Below are 17,881 nucleotides of genomic sequence, written 5' to 3'. Positions count from 1 at the left end.
GGAGTTGATTCTGATGATGAATCGTGTCGTACTGGTTGGCCGTTTAACGAAAGATCCTGAACTTCGATATACGCCAAGCGGTGTTCCGATGGCTACATTTACTCTTGCGGTTAACCGTACATTCTCTAACCAGCAGGGTGAGAGAGAGGCAGACTTCATTAACTGTGTGGTATGGAGAAAACCAGCGGAAAACGTCGCCAATTACCTTAAAAAAGGGAGTTTGGCGGGCATTGATGGCCGTATTCAAACCCGCAATTATGAAGGGCAGGACGGAAAGCGTGTCTATGTAACAGAAGTCGTAGCGGAAAGCGTTCAATTCCTTGAACCAAGGAATTCCGGCAATAGAAACGACAACAACAACGATTACTATGGCAGTGCTCCAAGGGAACAGGGTAATCCTTTTGGGAACAACAATCAGAATCAACGGCCCGCACCCGCAAAGCAGCAGGGCTATACTCGGATGGATGATGATCCGTTCGCTGGCAGCGGACAGATTGATATATCCGACGATGACCTGCCATTCTAGGACGATAACGAACTTACTATACATTTTTTAAAAAAAGGAGGGACATACCGATGGCAATGGGACGTAAAGGCGGCCGCGCTAAGCGCCGTAAAGTGTGCTACTTCACTGCAAACGGAATTACACACATCGATTACAAAGATGTGGATCTATTGAAAAAGTTCATTTCTGAACGTGGCAAGATTTTGCCTCGCCGTGTGACTGGCACAAACGCAAAATACCAACGCAAATTGACAATCGCGATTAAACGCGCTCGTTTAATGGCATTGCTTCCATACGTTGCAGGCGAATAATCGCCTGATTTGAAAAGCAGCAGGGAAATTTCCCTTGCTGCTTTTTAACATTTTCACGTTCTTTTTTTACAAGAAGGCTGTGGAAGATGAACGGCCTCCTCCTTGTTTCTTTTTTTTAAAAAAACTACTAAAAGAATAAAAACCATCATGATTCGTTCTGTATTTAGAACATTTTGTGAAACCAGTTGTTTTTCTTTTCATGAATAAGATATTGGGTATAATGAAATTAGGATTCGGTATGTGGATGCTTTTGAAATAAAAAGCGATCTACTTTGCCGACGCTGAAACGTTGGAACATTTCTGTCAGGGAGCTGAAAGAATGCCGTCATTTTTGGAAAAGCGGTCAATACGTTATCCTTTTTACGGATTACTATGCTTAACGTTGGTGCTTTTGGGCATCCTTGCTCGTTATCATATGGTTATAAGCATAGCAGGCTACGTCCTGGCGGGAGCCGCTCTTTATTATTTGCTTCAAATCGATAGGCGCCAGCGGAAGGAAATGGAGGAGTATATCTCCACTCTTTCCTACCGGGTTAAGAAGGTTGGGGAAGAGGCGCTCATGGAAATGCCCATCGGAATCATGCTGATTAACGATGATCTTTGCATCCAGTGGACCAACCCTTTTCTAGCTTCCTGTTTTGATGAGGAGACATTGGCGGGGAGGTCCCTTTATGATGTTGCTGAGTCGCTAGTTCCTTTGATTAAGCAGGATGTGGAAACAGAACTGATTACGCTCCATGACCGGAAATTCCGGGTCATTCATAAAGTGGATGAAAAGCTCCTCTACTTTTTTGATGTAACCGAGCAAACTGAAATTGAAAAGATGTATAGGGACGAGCGGACAGTCATTGCTATTATTTTTCTTGATAATTATGAAGAACTAACCCAGGGGCTTGATGATCAGGCACGGAGCAGCATCAATAATCTTGTTACTTCCATCCTGAATAAGTGGGCGAACGACAATGGCATTTATTTGAAGCGGATTACATCTGAACGTTTTATAGGCGTTTTCAATGAAAGCATACTTCAATCATTGGAAAAGGGTAATTTTGCGATTTTGGATGTAGTCAGGGAAATGACGATGAAACAAAATGTTGCCCTGACACTTAGTATAGGCATAGGAGCAGGTGTCTCGTCATTGCCAGAACTGGGGACGCTTGCCCAATCGAGCCTAGATCTCGCACTCGGCCGCGGAGGAGACCAAGTGGCAATCAAACAATCAAATGGAAAAGTGAAGTTTTACGGAGGAAAGACAAATCCGATAGAGAAGCGGACGAGGGTCAGGGCGAGGGTTATTTCCCACGCTTTGAAAGAGTTGATTGCAGAAAGCGACAAAGTCATCGTAATGGGGCATAAATTCCCTGATATGGACTCTGTGGGATCGGCAATAGGAATCAGCAAGGTTGCCCAAATGAACGAGCGAGATGGTTATATCGTAATGAATTACGAAGAAATTGATACAGGAATCCAGCGGCTGATGGAGGAAATAAAGCAGCACCCCGATTTATTCGAGCGCTTTATTACCCCGGAGCAGGCACTTGATTTGGCTACAGATGATACGCTGCTTGTAATTGTCGATACGCACAAGCCTTCGCTTGTCATTGATGAAAGGGTTCTTGACTCCATAAGCGATGTTGTCGTTATTGACCACCACAGGCGAGGGGAAGACTTTATCAGCAATCCTCTGCTCGTGTATATGGAGCCATATGCGTCGTCGACTGCCGAGCTCATCACCGAACTTCTTGAATACCAGCCAAAACGGGCCAGGTTCAGTATGATAGAAGCAACGGCCCTGCTTGCGGGAATTACCGTGGATACGAAGAGCTTCACACTTAGGACAGGAGCGAGGACGTTTGACGCGGCATCGTATTTAAGGTCACTGGGAGCCGATACAATTCTTGTCCAGAGGTTTTTGAAGGAAGATGTTGAAACTTATATAAAAAGAGCAAGGCTGATTGAATCCGTCTATTTTTACAGAGAAGGCATTGCGATTGCAAAAGCGGATGCGGGCAAGGTTTATGATCAGGTGATGCTGGCGCAGGCCGCGGACACACTGCTTGCGATGGATGGCATCCAGGCTTCATTCGCGATGTCAAAAAGGGACGATGGGCAAATTGGCATCAGCGCCCGCTCACTTGGTGAAGTCAATGTACAAATCATTATGGAAAGCCTCGGGGGCGGCGGACATTTGACCAATGCGGCCACACAGCTAACAGATATAGAAATTGATGAGGCTGAGCAAATGCTGCGGCGAGCCATCGATGATTATTTTGAAGGAGGAAAAGCGGAATGAAGGTAATTTTTCTAAAAGATGTTAAAGGAAAAGGGAAAAAAGGCGAAGTGAAAAATGTCGCCGATGGCTATGCGCATAACTTCCTTATTAAACAAGGTCTTGCTGTCGAAGCGAACCAGGCAAATATGAGCAATTTGAATGCCCAGAAGAAGAAAGAAGAGAAAATGGCGGCACAGGAGCTTTCGGAAGCGAAAGAGCTAAAGGAAAAGCTTGAAAAAATCACGGTGGAACTAAACGCGAAATCCGGAGAAGGCGGCCGCCTGTTCGGATCGATTACAACGAAGCAAATTTCGGAAGAATTGCAAAAGAAGCATGGAATTAAAATTGATAAAAGAAAAATGGAGCTAGAGGATGCCATTCGCAGCCTGGGCCAGACAATGGTGCCAGTCAAGCTTCATCATGAAGTCACCGCGGCGCTCAAGGTGTATGTAAAAGAAGGAAACTAATTTTTAGTGGTAGATTTCGACAGAGAACATGATAAGATAATAGAGTAGCTTAAAAAATGTGATCGGCCCGGCTGGTCACTTTTTTTCGCGGTTTTAAGCAGTATTACCTCGAGGACGGGGGGATTTTTTGATGAATGATGTATTTGCGGATCGCATGCCGCCCCAAAATATAGAAGCGGAACAGGCAGTGCTTGGAGCGATTTTTCTAGAACCGGCTTCTTTGACACTGGCAACCGAAATATTGATTCCAGAGGATTTCTACAGGGCAGCCCACCAAAAAATCTTCAATACGATGCTTAAATTGAATGATGAGGGGAAAGCCGTCGATTTAGTCACTGTCACAGAAGAACTTGCCGCGGCGAAGCTCCTTGAAGATATTGGCGGGGTCAGCTATATGAGCGAGCTGGCCGGTTCCGTGCCTACCGCTGCCAATATTGAATATTATGCGAAAATCGTTGAAGAAAAATCATTGCTGCGCCGCTTGATTCGGACAGCAACGACGATTGCCCAGGATGGATATTCTCGTGAAGATGAAGTGGAACTCCTCTTATCCGAAGCGGAAAAAAGCATCATGGAGGTTGCCCAGCGCAAAAATGCAGGTGCGTTCCATAACATTAAAGATGTCCTTGTAAGGACATATGACAATATTGAAATGATGCATAACCGTAAAGGGGACATTACCGGGATTGCGACCGGATTCCGAGAACTGGACAGGATGACGGCTGGTTTCCAGCGAAACGATTTGATTATTGTTGGCGCGCGCCCTTCGGTAGGTAAAACGGCTTTCGCATTGAATATTGCCCAGAACGTGGCTGTTAAAACCGGTGAAAATGTCGCCATCTTCAGCCTTGAGATGGGTGCTGAGCAGCTTGTGATGAGGATGCTCTGCGCAGAGGGAAATATCGATGCGCAGCGGTTAAGGACCGGTTCCCTGACGGATGAAGACTGGGGCAAATTGACAATGGCCATGGGCAGCCTGTCTCGGGCAGGAATTTTCATAGATGATACACCTGGGGTGCGGGTTGGAGATATCCGTTCAAAATGCAGGCGCCTGAAGCAGGAGCATGGGCTTGGAATGATTATGATCGATTACCTTCAGTTGATTCTAGGAAGCGGCAGGAGCGGCGAGAACCGCCAGCAGGAAGTATCGGAAATCTCCCGTTCCCTTAAGCAACTTGCGAGGGAGCTTGAGGTACCGGTCATCGCCCTTTCCCAGCTGTCACGTGGTGTAGAGCAGCGGCAGGATAAGCGCCCGATGATGTCCGATATCCGTGAATCCGGGAGTATCGAGCAGGACGCCGATATCGTCGCGTTCCTCTACCGGGACGATTACTATGATAAAGAATCAGAGAATAAGAACATCATAGAAATCATCATTGCCAAGCAGAGGAACGGCCCGACAGGCACAGTTCAGTTGGCATTCGTAAAAGAATACAATAAGTTCGTCAACCTGGAGACCCGATTCGATGATTCGGCTATTCCTCCAGGCGCGTAACGGTTTTAATATGCCGGCCTGTTAATGGGCCGGCAATTTTCATTTTTGGAGTGAACTTATGGATACATATTTAATCGCCTCCGAAACAACCAAGCTTATAATCAGGCCTATTACACCTTCAGATTACGAAGCCTGGTTAAAAGGGTTTTCCGACAGGCTGCCTTCCCAGCACAAATATGATGATGGGCTTATTGATATGGAAGAGTGCTCAGAAGAGTGGTTTGTAAATCTTGTTAATAAATATCAGCAATTGGCATTAGAAGATTCAGCCTATATCTTTGAAATTTTTTTGAAAGAGGATGGCCGGCATGTCGGCACGATTGATTTCTCTACTTTGGCTAGAGAAGGTTTCCAATGGGGTAGGATCGGTTACACAATCCATAACCAGTTCTGGGGCAGAGGGTATGGAAAAGAAGCGGTAAGGGAAGCATTGGTAATTGCATTTACAAAATTAGGTTATCACCGGATAGAAGCCCATATTAATGTTGATAATATCGCCTCGGAGCGTCTGGCACAAAGTGTTGGCATGCAGTTTGAATGTGTCAGGAAAGGGTTCATATATGAATTCGGCAAGTGGACGGATAACCTCGTGTATTATCTGAATGAAAATTAACGTTGGAAATGAGATGAAACTAGTAAATTACTAGTATATTACGAACATGACAGAGTTATAATGGAGTTAATGTTCGGATTTTCTTGACTTTTCATCCGCGAAATTGATAAGATTGGTATGGTTTGTTGCTCAATATAAACGTAACCAATTTTGGAGGTGCTTGTATGTCATCAGTTGTTGTAGTTGGTACACAATGGGGCGATGAAGGAAAAGGAAAGATTACTGATTTCCTTTCTGAAAATGCAGAAGTTGTAGCCCGTTACCAGGGAGGAAATAACGCCGGCCATACAATTAAATTTAACGGCGTTACCTATAAATTGCACCTAATACCATCGGGGATATTCTATAACGATAAAATCTGCGTAATCGGGAACGGCATGGTCGTCGATCCGAAGGCGCTTATCAAGGAATTGGAGTACTTGCACGGAGAAGGGGTCTCCACAGACAATCTTCGCATCAGCAATCGGGCGCACGTGATCCTTCCATACCATATAAAGCTCGATGAAGTTGAAGAAGAGCGAAAGGGCGCCAATAAGATTGGAACAACGAAAAAGGGGATTGGCCCTGCTTATATGGATAAGGCGGCAAGAGTAGGCATCAGGATCGCCGATCTACTGGACAAGGATGAGTTTAAAGAAAAACTTACCCGAAACCTTGATGAGAAAAACCGTCTTTTTGAAAAAATATATGAAACAGAAGGGTTTACAGCTGAAGAAATCCTTGATGAGTATTATGAATATGGCCAGCAGATTAAGAAATACGTCTGCGATACTTCGGTTGTCCTGAATAATGCGCTTGATGAAGGGCGCCGCGTTCTGTTTGAAGGCGCGCAGGGAGTCATGCTCGACATTGATCAGGGGACTTATCCATTTGTTACGTCATCCAACCCGGTTGCCGGCGGGGTGACAATTGGATCGGGTGTCGGCCCTACAAAAATTACGAATATCGTCGGCGTTTCCAAAGCCTATACGACTCGTGTCGGCGATGGCCCATTCCCAACAGAACTCAAGAATGAGATTGGCGACCGAATCAGGGAAGTTGGCCGCGAGTACGGCACTACAACCGGACGCCCTCGCAGGGTTGGTTGGTTCGATAGCGTCGTTGTCCGCCATGCACGTCGGGTCAGCGGTATTACGGATTTGTCACTCAACTCAATTGATGTCCTGACAGGCCTGGAGACGGTAAAAATCTGCGCGGCCTACCGCTACAAGGGAGAAATCATTGAAGAGTTTCCTGCAAGCCTGAAGGTGCTTGCGGAGTGCGAACCAGTCTATGAAGAGTTCCCGGGCTGGACAGAGGACATCACTGGCTGCAAGACGCTCGGCGAACTGCCCGAGAATGCTCGCCATTACCTTGAAAGGCTTTCCCAGCTGACTGGCATCCCATTGTCGATTTTCTCAGTCGGCCCTGATCGTTCACAGACAAATGTTGTCAGGAGCCCTTGGAGGACAAGTATGTAAGTATGGATACCGGGACCCTTCTCCTTTCAGGAGGGGGTTCCACTCTTTTTCTTATTTCGAGTCCTACTGATTCACGGTCTTTGAGAGTCATTTTGATGTTTTAAAAATGATGTATAGGGAAAAAGAGTAAACATTACTGCAAAAGAGGTTTAAATTAATTTTTTTTCTAAAATTGCTTGCTTCATATTCAGTGCGTATGCTATTATAAAAAACGTCGCCACCGGCAAAAGGCAACTATGCCGGATAGACGAGAATAATAGTTTATTTTATTAGGAGCCATTAGCTCAGTCGGTAGAGCAACGAGAGTTCTACGGAGCATCTGACTAAGTTAATCTATCTTTAGGAAATTTTTTTTGTACGAGCCATTAGCTCAGTTGGTAGAGCATCTGACTTTTAATCAGAGGGTCGAAGGTTCGAGTCCTTCATGGCTCACCATTTATTTTTTGATAAATGGCCCCTTGGTCAAGCGGTTAAGACACCGCCCTTTCACGGCGGTAACACGGGTTCGAATCCCGTAGGGGTCATATACTGGTCCGGTAGTTCAGTTGGTTAGAATGCCTGCCTGTCACGCAGGAGGTCGCGGGTTCGAGTCCCGTCCGGACCGCCACTTTTAAAAAGTGCCATACATAATACGATCGTTTTATTTAGAAAGTAAAACAAAATATGGCTCAGTAGCTCAGTCGGTAGAGCAAAGGACTGAAAATCCTTGTGTCGGCGGTTCGATTCCGTCCTGAGCCATCAACGTGGAAAGCAGAAAACCCTGCTTTTCTTTTTATTTCCCAATAAAATACCCTTATTCGTAACAATCCTGTAATAAAAAAACCTTATTTTACCAAAAACTACCCTGACTCTTCTTTCCTAAGTCGTTTTTACTACGTAAATTGTCGAAACCCCTAAAAACCCACTGTATATAGGCTTTTAGACCCGGCTTTCCTCTGTTTTTTTCAAGAAAACCTCCATTTTAAAGAAAATTCGCCGCCAATTTTTTCCTGTAAATGTCAACTATTATACATTTTTGTTACATTATTAGTACTTATAATCTATTTAAATTAATTTATGGTAAAGTATAAATTGTGCAAAAATATTTTATATTTCCCAATAGGAAATTAGTTGAAACTATAAAAACTAAGAAGTTTTGTTTCTGTCGCCCAGGGAGGATAACAATGGAATTATTTTCAAAGGAATGTTCCTTGCCAACGAAAAAACCGAATATGACAATTAATCACATAAAAAAATATATGCTTACCGCATTGGCGGCCATGGCATTATTCCTGGCGGCCGGGGAAAAGGCGGAGGCCGAACCAAAGCTTACCACTGTATACTATGTTTATCTTAATCATACATACATAGGCACCGTGACTGATAAAAATGTTGTCGAAGCCATGGTTGAAAAGCAAGTTCTGGATATGCAGAAGATGAATAAGAACTTCAAACTTGGTTCTGAAATTACCTATATTCCGGAACAGGTTTTCCGGTCAACGGCTAACAACCGTGAAGCCGTTCAAAAGCTTGCACAGGAAATGACACTTGAAGTGGAATCCGCAGCAATTGTGATTGATGGCCAGCCGGTCGTTTACCTGGACAGCCAGGAAGCAGCTGAACGGGTCATTAAACTGCTAAAGTATAAATATGTGACCAAGGATCAGCTAGAGGAGGTTGAGGCTAGGAAAAGCCAGCCTGAAACGGTTTTACCTCCTTTAAAGGAAAATGAAACACGCGTCCTTGATGTCCGTTTTTCCAATGAGGCGGAAGTCCAGATGACAACAATTTCACCAAAGAAAATCCTTACACCGGAAAAAGCGTTGAAGTTCCTGCAAAAAGGGACGCTGGAAGAAAAGAAATATATAGTAAAAGAAGGGGATGTACTTGGGTCGATCGCCGTGGGTGCCAATCTTACAACGGCACAGCTGCTTACTCTGAACCCCGGCTTGAAAGAAGATTCCCTTATTAAAATTGGCCAGGAACTGAACATAACCGTTCCCAAGCCTTATCTCGAAGTAATAGTCGACAAGGAAGTTTTCAAAAAGGAAACCATTTCGTTTAAAACAGAAGTAATTGATAGCGCGTCGATGTTCAAAGGTGATAAAAAGGTGAAACAGGAAGGCCAAAATGGGGCCAGGGAAGTCACTTATGCAATTTCCGAACAAGAAGGCCAGGTCATTAATAAGTCGGTTGTAAGCGAGAAAATTACGCAAAAGCCTATTAACCATATTATTCTCAGGGGAACAAAAGTTGTTCCATCACGTGGCGAAGGTTCGTTCGTCTGGCCCGCTTCAGGAGGATATGTATCGAGCAAGATTGGCCACCGCTGGGGAAAAATGCATAAGGGGATTGACATCGCCAGGCCTTCAAGCCATACAATCAAAGCGGCTGACAATGGAACGGTTATTTCCGCCGGATGGGACGGGGGTTATGGAAAGAAAATAGTCATTGACCATAACAATGGGTTTCGAACCGTCTATGCACATTTATCATCCATCGATGTCCGTGTTGGGCAGACAGTTGCAAAGGGGTCAAAAATAGGCCTCATGGGTTCAACGGGGGATTCGACTGGCCTACACCTCCATTTTGAAGTATATAAAAATGGCAGCCTCCAAAATCCGCTGAAATATATAAGAAGATAGAATGCAAGAATAAGAATACAAGTCTCCGGTATACATCCGGAGGCTTTTTTGCGATTAGGCAATTGTTGCTAATAGATGATTTATGGCGAGTAAAATGGTAAAGTTAAATAGTATAAAAGTGAACCCGATTGGTTCAACTGAGCCGCTTAAACACACAGCGTAAGCTTGAGTTCATCAATCTGAACCTTTACGGGCAGTTGGTTCCCCGCCTTTCCTTTTGGATTCTCTGAATCTTGTTCGGGGTTCTTGCTTGCTGCCGTTAAGAGTGGATAAATGTAATAGAACGGGAAGAGGAAGGAGTTTTGGGATGGAGAAGAAAATTTTGGTCGTAGACGATGAAAAGCCAATTGCCGATATACTGCAGTTCAATTTAAAAAAAGAGGGCTACAATGTTTTTTGTGCATACGACGGAAACGAAGCTATCTCTATGGTTGAAGAGGTTCAGCCGGACCTGATACTTCTGGATATCATGCTGCCCCTCCGCGATGGGATGGAAGTGTGCAGGGAAGTCAGAAAAAAACACGAAATGCCCATTATTATGCTGACTGCAAAGGATTCCGAGATTGATAAGGTTCTTGGCCTTGAACTTGGCGCCGATGACTATGTCACGAAGCCTTTCAGTACAAGGGAATTGATTGCAAGGGTAAAAGCGAACCTGAGGAGGCACCAGCTTCCGTCTGGACAGGCCAATGGAGATGACTCTTCGAATGAAATAGAAATCGGATCGCTCACCATCCACCCGGATGCCTATGTAGTATCAAAACGGGGCGAAATAATTGAATTGACACATCGTGAATTTGAACTCCTTCACTATCTTGCCAAACATATTGGACAAGTCATGACACGGGAACATCTCCTGCAAACTGTTTGGGGATATGATTACTATGGAGATGTCCGTACCGTGGACGTAACGGTGAGGCGGCTGCGCGAAAAAATCGAAGACAGCCCGAGCCACCCAGCGTGGATTGTGACAAGAAGAGGAGTCGGCTATTATTTGCGCAACCCTGACCAGGAGTAAGTTAAATGAAAAAAGTCGGCTTTTTTAATTCAGTCCATCTTAAATTTGTGCTTATATATGTACTTCTAATCCTCGTGGCCATGCAGATCATCGGGGTTTATTTCGTCAGGCAGCTTGAAGAAACACTTACCGCAAACTTCCAGACGTCCCTGAAAAGGCAGGTAACGATGCTTGGCTATAACCTCGTTGAACAAATGCAAAAAGAACGGGGAACAGGGGAAACGGACAGCAAAGAGGAGATAAGGAGAATTTTAAAAGAATTTGCCGTCGGCGATATTATTGAAGTCAGGCTGATTGAAGCAGATTCGCTCAAAATTCTCGGGACGTCCAAGCAAAATGACCAGGATGTAATCGGGCAAAGGACTACGGAAATGAGGATCAAGCGATCCATTGTCATTGAAGATGAACAAAGCGAAATTCTCGTTGACGGAAATGGCCGTCGGATATGGGTACTGGCCACTCCGATAAAATCAGAACGGAAAATCATTGGGGTCATCCAGGTTATTGCCAACATTGAAAGTGTTTTTGAACAAATGAAAACAATCAATGGAATTTTGGCAACTGGCACCGCGATTGCGCTGGCGATTACGGCAGCGCTTGGAATCCTGCTGGCCCAGACGATCACACGGCCGATTACGGATATGAAAAAACAGGCGTTGGCGATGGCCAAAGGCAATTTTTCAAGGAAGGTCAAGGTGTACGGTTACGACGAAATTGGTACACTTGCCATGACATTCAATAACCTGACGAAAAAATTGCAGGAAGCCCAGGCGACGACAGAAGGGGAACGGAGGAAACTCTCTTCTGTCCTTTCCTATATGACCGATGGGGTAATTGCGACTGACCGGAGGGGAAGGGTCATCGTTATCAATGATCCGGCGGCTAAAATGCTTGGCGTTTCACGTGAAACAGTCCTTTCCCGGCCAATTGTGTCGGTGCTTGATTTGGATGAGGCGTATACATTTGAAGAATTGCTGGAAATTAAGGATTCCATCATCCTTGATTACAGTACTAAGCATACCCCATATATTTTGAGGGCGAATCTGTCTGTCATCCAGAAAGAAACTGGGTTCGTTAACGGCCTGATTACCGTCCTCCATGATATAACCGAGCAGGAAAAAATAGATACGGAACGCCGGGAGTTCGTTGCGAATGTGTCTCACGAACTGAGGACGCCACTGACGACGATGAGGAGCTATCTCGAAGCCTTGGCCGATGGTGTAATGGGTGACCCGGAGGTTGGCCCGCAGTTCCTGAATGTGGCTCAGACAGAAACCGAACGAATGATTAGGCTTGTGAACGACTTGCTCCAATTGTCAAAAATGGACAGTAGGGATTACAGGCTATCGAAAGAATGGGTTGATTTTACCGAATTCTTCAGCAGAATCATCGACCGGTTCGAGATGGCAAAGCGTGAAAATGTCCGGTTTACCCGGATACTGCCTCGCAAGCCGCTCTTTGTTGAGATCGATGAGGATAAATTGACCCAGGTGCTTGATAATATCATTTCGAATGCCCTGAAATACTCGCCTGAGGGTGGGGAAGTCATCTTTACCGTTCTTGAGGAGGAAGGGAAGATTACGGTTAGCATAAAGGATGAGGGTATCGGGATTCCGAAAGAAAATCTCGGAAAGATTTTTGACCGTTTTTACCGCGTTGATAAGGCCAGGACCCGGAAGTTGGGCGGTACGGGCCTCGGGCTTGCGATAGCCCGTGAAATGGTAAATGCCCATGGCGGTACTATTTGGGCAACAAGTGAGGAAGGAAAAGGAACGCAAATCATTTTCACTTTGCCTTACGAGCCGACTGAAGAGGTTGACTGGTCATGAAATATGAAACTGTAAAATCGATTTTGCTGACGCTACTTGTTTTTATGAGTATTGGGCTGACCTGGTCTTTATGGACATACCAGCCGAACCTTGACCTGCTTGTTAGCGGGAAATACGTTGAAGAAGTAAAAATGGGCGAGAGAAAAGAAGAGTCCAAAATCATCAAGCCTGACAGAATCCTTTATCATACAGAAGGAAAGCATTACGGGACTTCACGTATCAATGAAATTGACAAACTGATGAAGGAAATGTCAGGTTGGATGTTTTTTGATGTGAAAAACCATACCGAACAGGCGGGGACTTTTAAACAGGCAGTACATGGGAACGGCAAAGTTGAGATTGTGTATCCTCATGAGGTGCCGGTCGAGGTTTTCAGGAACATCCTGAACTTCGAGGAAAAAAAGCTGCCTTCCTTCCAATTTGACCGGATTGTTATCGATATGAATAGCCTCCATAAAGACAGAGGCGTTGTTTATTTTGCGAATTCGAGGAACCGGGAGATTTATATCAGCTATATCTCCACGTCGCTTATGGCGCTGTTCAATCGCAGCTTTTATGAACGGGCCAGCCAGAACCCGGCTTATTTTGCATTTGAGGCCACTGAAAAGCGGACAATTTTTCTGCCGGAAGAAGAAACGGAAATGCGCGCATATAAGTATTGGCCAAAAAATTTGGACTCCGAGGAATTTAAAGAAGCCCTTTTCAAAAACCCAAGCCTTGTGCAAAAAAGCATTGTCAGTACAGGTGAAGAATATGCGAACGATACGAGTAAAATGAATATTTACACGAACAAGCATCTGCTTGTTTTCATTAATCCCGCGGAAGATAACGGGTATTTGTCCGGATCTACAAACCTGTTAAGGCGGGGCATTGATTTTATCAATGAACATTACGGCTGGACTGACCCCTACCGGTTTGTCTACCTTCATGAAGCTTCGCAGAGGGTAACGTTCCGTCTTTACAGCATGGATGGTTACCCAATATTCAATGAAGAAGGCCTTTCGGAAATTAATCAGTTCTGGGGGAAAAATGCAATTACAAGGTTAACAAGGCCAACGTTTGCTATGGAGCTTCCGCTTGAAACGATAAAAGTTGTCCGTCCGTCCGGAAGGGAAGCCTTGGAGTTTTTGCAAAGCCAAAAAGGGTTCAAGCCGGAGCTTCTTGATGACTTGATCCTAGGCTATAGGATGGACAGGGATCCCGTATCCAACGTTATCACTCTTGAGCCCGCCTGGTTCTACCTCTACAATAAGAAATGGGTACAAATCAGCACGGAAGAGTTGGGGGTGATGCGGCATGGATTGGAGTAGGATCAAAACGATCTTCATCATTACCTTTCTTATCCTGGACGTCTACCTCTTGTATCAGTTAATGGCAAAGCATAGCGCCAATCAGCTTGAGATGATGAAGGAGACTTCCGTCGAGGACCAGCTCAAGGCGGCTGATATCACCTATGAAGCAATGCCCAAAGCAGCGATAAAGGATCAGTATGTCCGTGCAAAAATTAAAGAATTTACAAAAGAGGATACAGAAAAACTGAAGAACCAGGCGATTAGCATAAGGGAAAAGAGCGTCCTCGTTTCAAAATTGTCCGAGCCCTATCAACTCGATGAAAATGCCGAACCCACTTCGCTTTCCGGGTTCATCAATGAAAATATTTTGTTTGGCAGAGAATATCAATATTGGGAAAAGGACGATAGGAAAAAAACTATCACGTATTTCCAGCAGTACCAGAATAAATTTTTGTACCAAAATGCTAATGGAAACGGTAAGATTGTTTTCGAGTTGAATGATAAGAATCAAATCGTTTCGTACGAACAGACGTATTTTGAAGACATTAAGAAGCTGGATGTGAAGGAAGAGGTCATCCAGCCGCTAAAGGCACTGGGAATCCTCGTCCAAAAAGGGCTAATCGAGCCAAAAAGCAAGATAACAAAAGTGGAACTTGGCTATTCCACGATTGTACCGCTTGCCTCTTCACAAGTATTCGCCCCGACATGGCGCTTTGTGATTGATAATGGTAAGAGTCTCTATGTCAATGCATTTGAGGGCCAGGTCATCCCGTTTGGGAGCGAGGAAAACGAATTAACGGAGTGAACACAATGACATTGCAATTTAGTGTGCTTGCTAGCGGGAGTACCGGAAACGCCATCTATGTGGAATCAGGCGAGCATTCGTTTTTGGTGGATGCGGGCCTGAGCGGCAAGCAAATGGAAGGACTGTTTCAGAAAATTGGCCGGGATATGCGCGATTTGTCCGGTATTCTGGTCACCCATGAGCACAGCGACCATATAAAAGGATTGGGCGTCGCCGCGCGCAAGTACAAGCTTCCAATTTATGCGAATGAAAAGACATGGAAGGCAATGGAGCATTGCATCGGGGAAATTCCAACGGAACAGAAGTTTGTTTTCAGGATGGAAACGGTCAAAAGCTTCGGCTCGCTCGATATAGAGTCGTTTGGCGTTTCGCATGATGCCGCAGAGCCGATGTTTTATGTATTCCATTCGGGAGGAAAGAAGCTTGTTCTGATTACCGACACGGGTTATGTAAGTGACCGGATGAAGGGAACAATTGCGAATGCGGATGCATATGTGTTTGAAAGCAACCATGACGTCCAGATGCTGAGGATGGGAAGATACCCCTGGAATGTCAAGCGCCGGATTTTGAGCGATGTCGGGCACGTATCCAATGAAGATGCGGCAATCGCGATGAGCGAGGTTGCCGGTGACAATACAAAGAGGATTTATCTGGCTCACCTAAGCCTTGACAACAATATGAAGGACCTGGCAAGGATGTCTGTTGCCCAGACCCTTGAAACAAGGGGCATTCGCATTGGCGAGCAGTTTGATTTATATGATACAGACCCGCGTATCCCGACAGTGTTGACCGCTGTGTAGGATCGATAAAAAGAGTAAATGTACATCTTGGGATGTATGTTTGCTCTTTTCTTTATATATGCGCTCGAGGAGCGGAAATCCAACTGCAAAATTAAATATGCCTAGTGAAAAAGTGTCTATGATCGAATGCGTTTTATATTCGAAATATATCCCTTTTAGGGAGTATAATTAGTTTATAAAGCGGCATTGTGTACGGCAGTTTTGAAGGAGGATGTATTGCATGGGATATTATGACCAGGACTACCAGACCCGGTATAAAGCGCCGGAGCCGAATAAGAGCAGAAAAGGGTATTTTTTTACCAGTATTATCGGAGCAATAATAGGAGCGCTTCTCGTTATTCTTTCTGTTCCTTTTCTTTCGGATGCAGGAATGCTCCCTTATAAAGTGGCGCCGACAAATGAGCCGGCACTGGAATCGGCGGCGGGCATTGGAGGAACAACAACAGAAGTCCGGAAACAAGTAGCTATAGATGTGGAAACCGATGTAACGAAAGCAGTCGAAAAGGCTGCCGATGCAGTTGTCGGGATCAGCAATATCAGAACATCGAGAGGCTTCTGGTTCAGTGAGGAACAGGAGGAATCCGCCGGAACCGGATCGGGAGTTATCTATAAAGCAACGGGAAACAAAGCATACATCGTGACGAATCACCATGTAGTGGATGGTGCGAAAGAGCTCGAAGTAACCCTTGCGGATGGCAATAAAATACCTGCTAAACTAAAGGGAAGTGATGTATGGACGGATCTCGCCGTCCTTGAAGTCAGTTCAGATAAGATTAAAACAATTGCCGAATTTGGTGACTCCGAGAGCCTGAAGCCAGGCGAGCCGGTCATCGCAATCGGAAACCCGCTTGGGCTGACCTTTTCGGGGTCGGTTACGAAAGGAATTATATCCGGCCTTGAACGGGCGATTCCAGTCGATATTAACCAGGACGGGATTGCCGACTGGCAGGCCGATGTTATCCAGACGGATGCAGCCATCAACCCGGGCAACAGCGGGGGAGCCCTTATCAATATTGCCGGCCAGGTGATTGGCATCAATTCGATGAAGATTGCCCAAAGTGCCGTTGAAGGAATTGGGCTGTCCATTCCTATCAATTATGCAAAGCCGGTGATTGCGGACCTTGAAAAATACGGTGAAGTGCGCCGCCCGTATATGGGGGTCGACCTCAGGTCCGTATCCGATCTGCCGACTTCGTTCCAACACGGGGAATTGATGTTACCAAGAGATGTGAATTATGGGGTAGCACTCAGGCATGTCGTGCCGAACTCGCCAGCCGATAAAGCGGGGCTCAAGGAACTTGACGTAATCGTATCGATGGATGGGGAAAAAATAAAGGACGCCATCGATCTCCGGAGACACTTGTACAATAAAAAGAAGATCGGAGAAAAGATGACAATCAAGTTTTACCGGGCGGGAAAGCAAATGGAAACGACTATTCAGCTTGGGGAAGGGGATATTTAAAACGAGAACGGGACGGTCTGTAAATGGGCCATCCCGTTTTTTTGTTGTGGAAAAGTTGAAAGAGCCTGAGTTTGAGGGGTATGGTATGATGTGAATAACTGGCTACCGGCTGTGGAAACTAAAACTAGCTGCCATCGAAGTGGTTTGTAGAGTAAAGATGGAGGTGGACAAACTTGATTTATTGCTGTGAAGAACATGTTGAGCTTGCGCTGGATATGGTGGTTGATGAGCACGAAACCTTTCCGATTTTGGAAAAAGTTGATGTGGATAACTTATCAACAAGCTGTGAATTTTGTCAAAATACCGCAATATATGTTGTGGCGAACGAATGATCTGCTACAAGATGTGGATAGAAAATGTGGACATGTGGATAACTTCTGTGGATAACGTGTTTGTAAACTGTTTGTAACCATTTTGTAAAGGGCTGTGGATTGTGAATATCTCTGTTGTAACGGTTGGTAAATTGAAAGAGAAATATTTAAAGCAGGGAATCGAGGAATATACGAAGCGGCTTTCCGCCTATGCCAAGATAGAAATCATTGAAGTCACTGATGAAAAGGCGCCCGAGGAAATGAGCGAAGCAGAGATGGAACAGGTGAAGAAAAAAGAGGGAGAGCGGATTCTGGCAAAGGTCAGCGCCGATGCCCATGTCATCGCCCTCGCCATCGAGGGAAAAATGCAATCGTCCGAGGAGCTGGCCGCCAATCTGGACAGGCTCGCCCTCCACGGTAAAAGCAAAATTGCTTTTATTATTGGAGGATCGCTAGGGCTTAGCGGGGAAGTTTTGAGCCGGGCCAATGATAAGCTTTCTTTTTCACGGATGACTTTTCCTCACCAGCTCATGCGGCTGATTCTTGTTGAACAGATTTATCGGGCGTTTCGGATCAATCGGGGGGAACCGTATCATAAGTAAATGAGGTTAGATTTA

The 17,881-nt window shown here is 45.2% G+C and carries 16 protein-coding genes and 4 tRNA genes; all 20 read left to right on the top strand.

Annotated features, from left to right (window positions below; all coding sequences use genetic code 11):
* Window positions 1-13 precede the first annotated feature (13 nt).
* The 20 genes from ssb to rlmH all read left to right on the top strand — a co-directional run bounded on the left by ssb (window position 14) and on the right by rlmH (window position 17,866).
* On the top strand, window positions 14-526 hold the full coding sequence (gene ssb / locus V1499_RS22845) for a single-stranded DNA-binding protein (RefSeq protein WP_409272856.1): 513 nt from the start codon (window positions 14-16) through the stop codon (window positions 524-526).
* A 50-nt stretch (window positions 527-576) separates the two neighbouring features.
* On the top strand, window positions 577-816 hold the full coding sequence (rpsR, locus tag V1499_RS22840) for a 30S ribosomal protein S18 (protein WP_053368607.1): 240 nt from the start codon (window positions 577-579) through the stop codon (window positions 814-816).
* A gap of 319 nt (window positions 817-1,135) precedes the next feature.
* Window positions 1,136-3,109, top strand: coding sequence for a DHH family phosphoesterase (locus V1499_RS22835; RefSeq protein WP_409272854.1), 1,974 nt, complete (start codon window positions 1,136-1,138; stop codon window positions 3,107-3,109).
* Window positions 3,106-3,555, top strand: a complete 450-nt coding sequence (gene rplI / locus V1499_RS22830) for a 50S ribosomal protein L9 (protein ID WP_409272853.1) — start codon at window positions 3,106-3,108, stop codon at window positions 3,553-3,555. The genes V1499_RS22835 and rplI overlap by 4 nt, the downstream gene beginning before the upstream one ends.
* Window positions 3,556-3,685: 130 nt before the next feature.
* Complete coding sequence (gene dnaB / locus V1499_RS22825; protein ID WP_316572291.1) at window positions 3,686-5,050, top strand: replicative DNA helicase; 1,365 nt, start codon at window positions 3,686-3,688, stop codon at window positions 5,048-5,050.
* 58 nt (window positions 5,051-5,108) lie between these two features.
* A complete protein-coding gene (locus V1499_RS22820) occupies window positions 5,109-5,663 on the top strand; it encodes a GNAT family N-acetyltransferase (RefSeq protein ID WP_409272850.1) in 555 nt (184 codons plus the stop codon).
* A 164-nt stretch (window positions 5,664-5,827) separates the two neighbouring features.
* Entirely contained in the window at window positions 5,828-7,123 is a 1,296-nt protein-coding gene (locus V1499_RS22815) for an adenylosuccinate synthase (protein WP_409272849.1), read from the top strand.
* A 359-nt stretch (window positions 7,124-7,482) separates the two neighbouring features.
* Window positions 7,483-7,558, top strand: a tRNA-Lys gene (locus V1499_RS22810).
* Window positions 7,559-7,575: 17 nt separating this feature from the next.
* A tRNA-Glu gene (locus V1499_RS22805) sits at window positions 7,576-7,647 on the top strand.
* A gap of 6 nt (window positions 7,648-7,653) precedes the next feature.
* Window positions 7,654-7,730 (top strand) — tRNA-Asp (locus V1499_RS22800).
* 58 nt (window positions 7,731-7,788) lie between these two features.
* Window positions 7,789-7,861, top strand: a tRNA-Phe gene (locus V1499_RS22795).
* Between the two features lie 425 nt (window positions 7,862-8,286).
* Window positions 8,287-9,747, top strand: a complete 1,461-nt coding sequence (locus V1499_RS22790) for a peptidoglycan DD-metalloendopeptidase family protein (protein WP_409272847.1) — start codon at window positions 8,287-8,289, stop codon at window positions 9,745-9,747.
* Window positions 9,748-10,054: 307 nt separating this feature from the next.
* The gene (gene yycF / locus V1499_RS22785) at window positions 10,055-10,765 is read left to right on the top strand and encodes a response regulator YycF (protein ID WP_409272845.1); all 711 of its coding nucleotides are present in this window, start codon (window positions 10,055-10,057) and stop codon (window positions 10,763-10,765) included.
* A 5-nt stretch (window positions 10,766-10,770) separates the two neighbouring features.
* On the top strand, window positions 10,771-12,594 hold the full coding sequence (walK, locus tag V1499_RS22780; RefSeq protein ID WP_409272843.1) for a cell wall metabolism sensor histidine kinase WalK: 1,824 nt from the start codon (window positions 10,771-10,773) through the stop codon (window positions 12,592-12,594).
* Window positions 12,591-13,904 carry a YycH family regulatory protein gene (locus V1499_RS22775; RefSeq protein ID WP_409272841.1) on the top strand — a complete coding sequence of 438 codons (1,314 nt, stop codon included), beginning with the start codon at window positions 12,591-12,593 and terminating at the stop codon, window positions 13,902-13,904. Before walK ends, V1499_RS22775 begins: the two co-directional genes overlap by 4 nt.
* Window positions 13,891-14,691: a two-component system regulatory protein YycI gene (locus tag V1499_RS22770; RefSeq protein WP_409272839.1), complete on the top strand. Its 801-nt coding sequence runs from the start codon at window positions 13,891-13,893 to the stop codon at window positions 14,689-14,691. Before V1499_RS22775 ends, V1499_RS22770 begins: the two co-directional genes overlap by 14 nt.
* A 5-nt stretch (window positions 14,692-14,696) precedes the next feature.
* Window positions 14,697-15,491, top strand: a complete 795-nt coding sequence (locus V1499_RS22765; protein WP_409272837.1) for an MBL fold metallo-hydrolase — start codon at window positions 14,697-14,699, stop codon at window positions 15,489-15,491.
* A gap of 220 nt (window positions 15,492-15,711) precedes the next feature.
* Window positions 15,712-16,953, top strand: coding sequence for a S1C family serine protease (locus V1499_RS22760; RefSeq protein ID WP_409272835.1), 1,242 nt, complete (start codon window positions 15,712-15,714; stop codon window positions 16,951-16,953).
* A 173-nt stretch (window positions 16,954-17,126) separates the two neighbouring features.
* On the top strand, window positions 17,127-17,285 hold the full coding sequence (locus tag V1499_RS22755) for a CxxH/CxxC protein (RefSeq protein ID WP_316572280.1): 159 nt from the start codon (window positions 17,127-17,129) through the stop codon (window positions 17,283-17,285).
* Between the two features lie 101 nt (window positions 17,286-17,386).
* Window positions 17,387-17,866, top strand: a complete 480-nt coding sequence (gene rlmH / locus V1499_RS22750) for a 23S rRNA (pseudouridine(1915)-N(3))-methyltransferase RlmH (protein WP_409272833.1) — start codon at window positions 17,387-17,389, stop codon at window positions 17,864-17,866.
* Window positions 17,867-17,881: the final 15 nt, after the last annotated feature.

Source organism: Neobacillus oceani (assembly GCF_046237595.1).
Taxonomy (GTDB): domain Bacteria; phylum Bacillota; class Bacilli; order Bacillales; family Cytobacillaceae; genus Bacillus_D; species Bacillus_D oceani.
The sequence above is the reverse complement of the archived record's forward strand: the minus strand, read 5'-3'. Positions and strand labels throughout refer to the sequence as shown.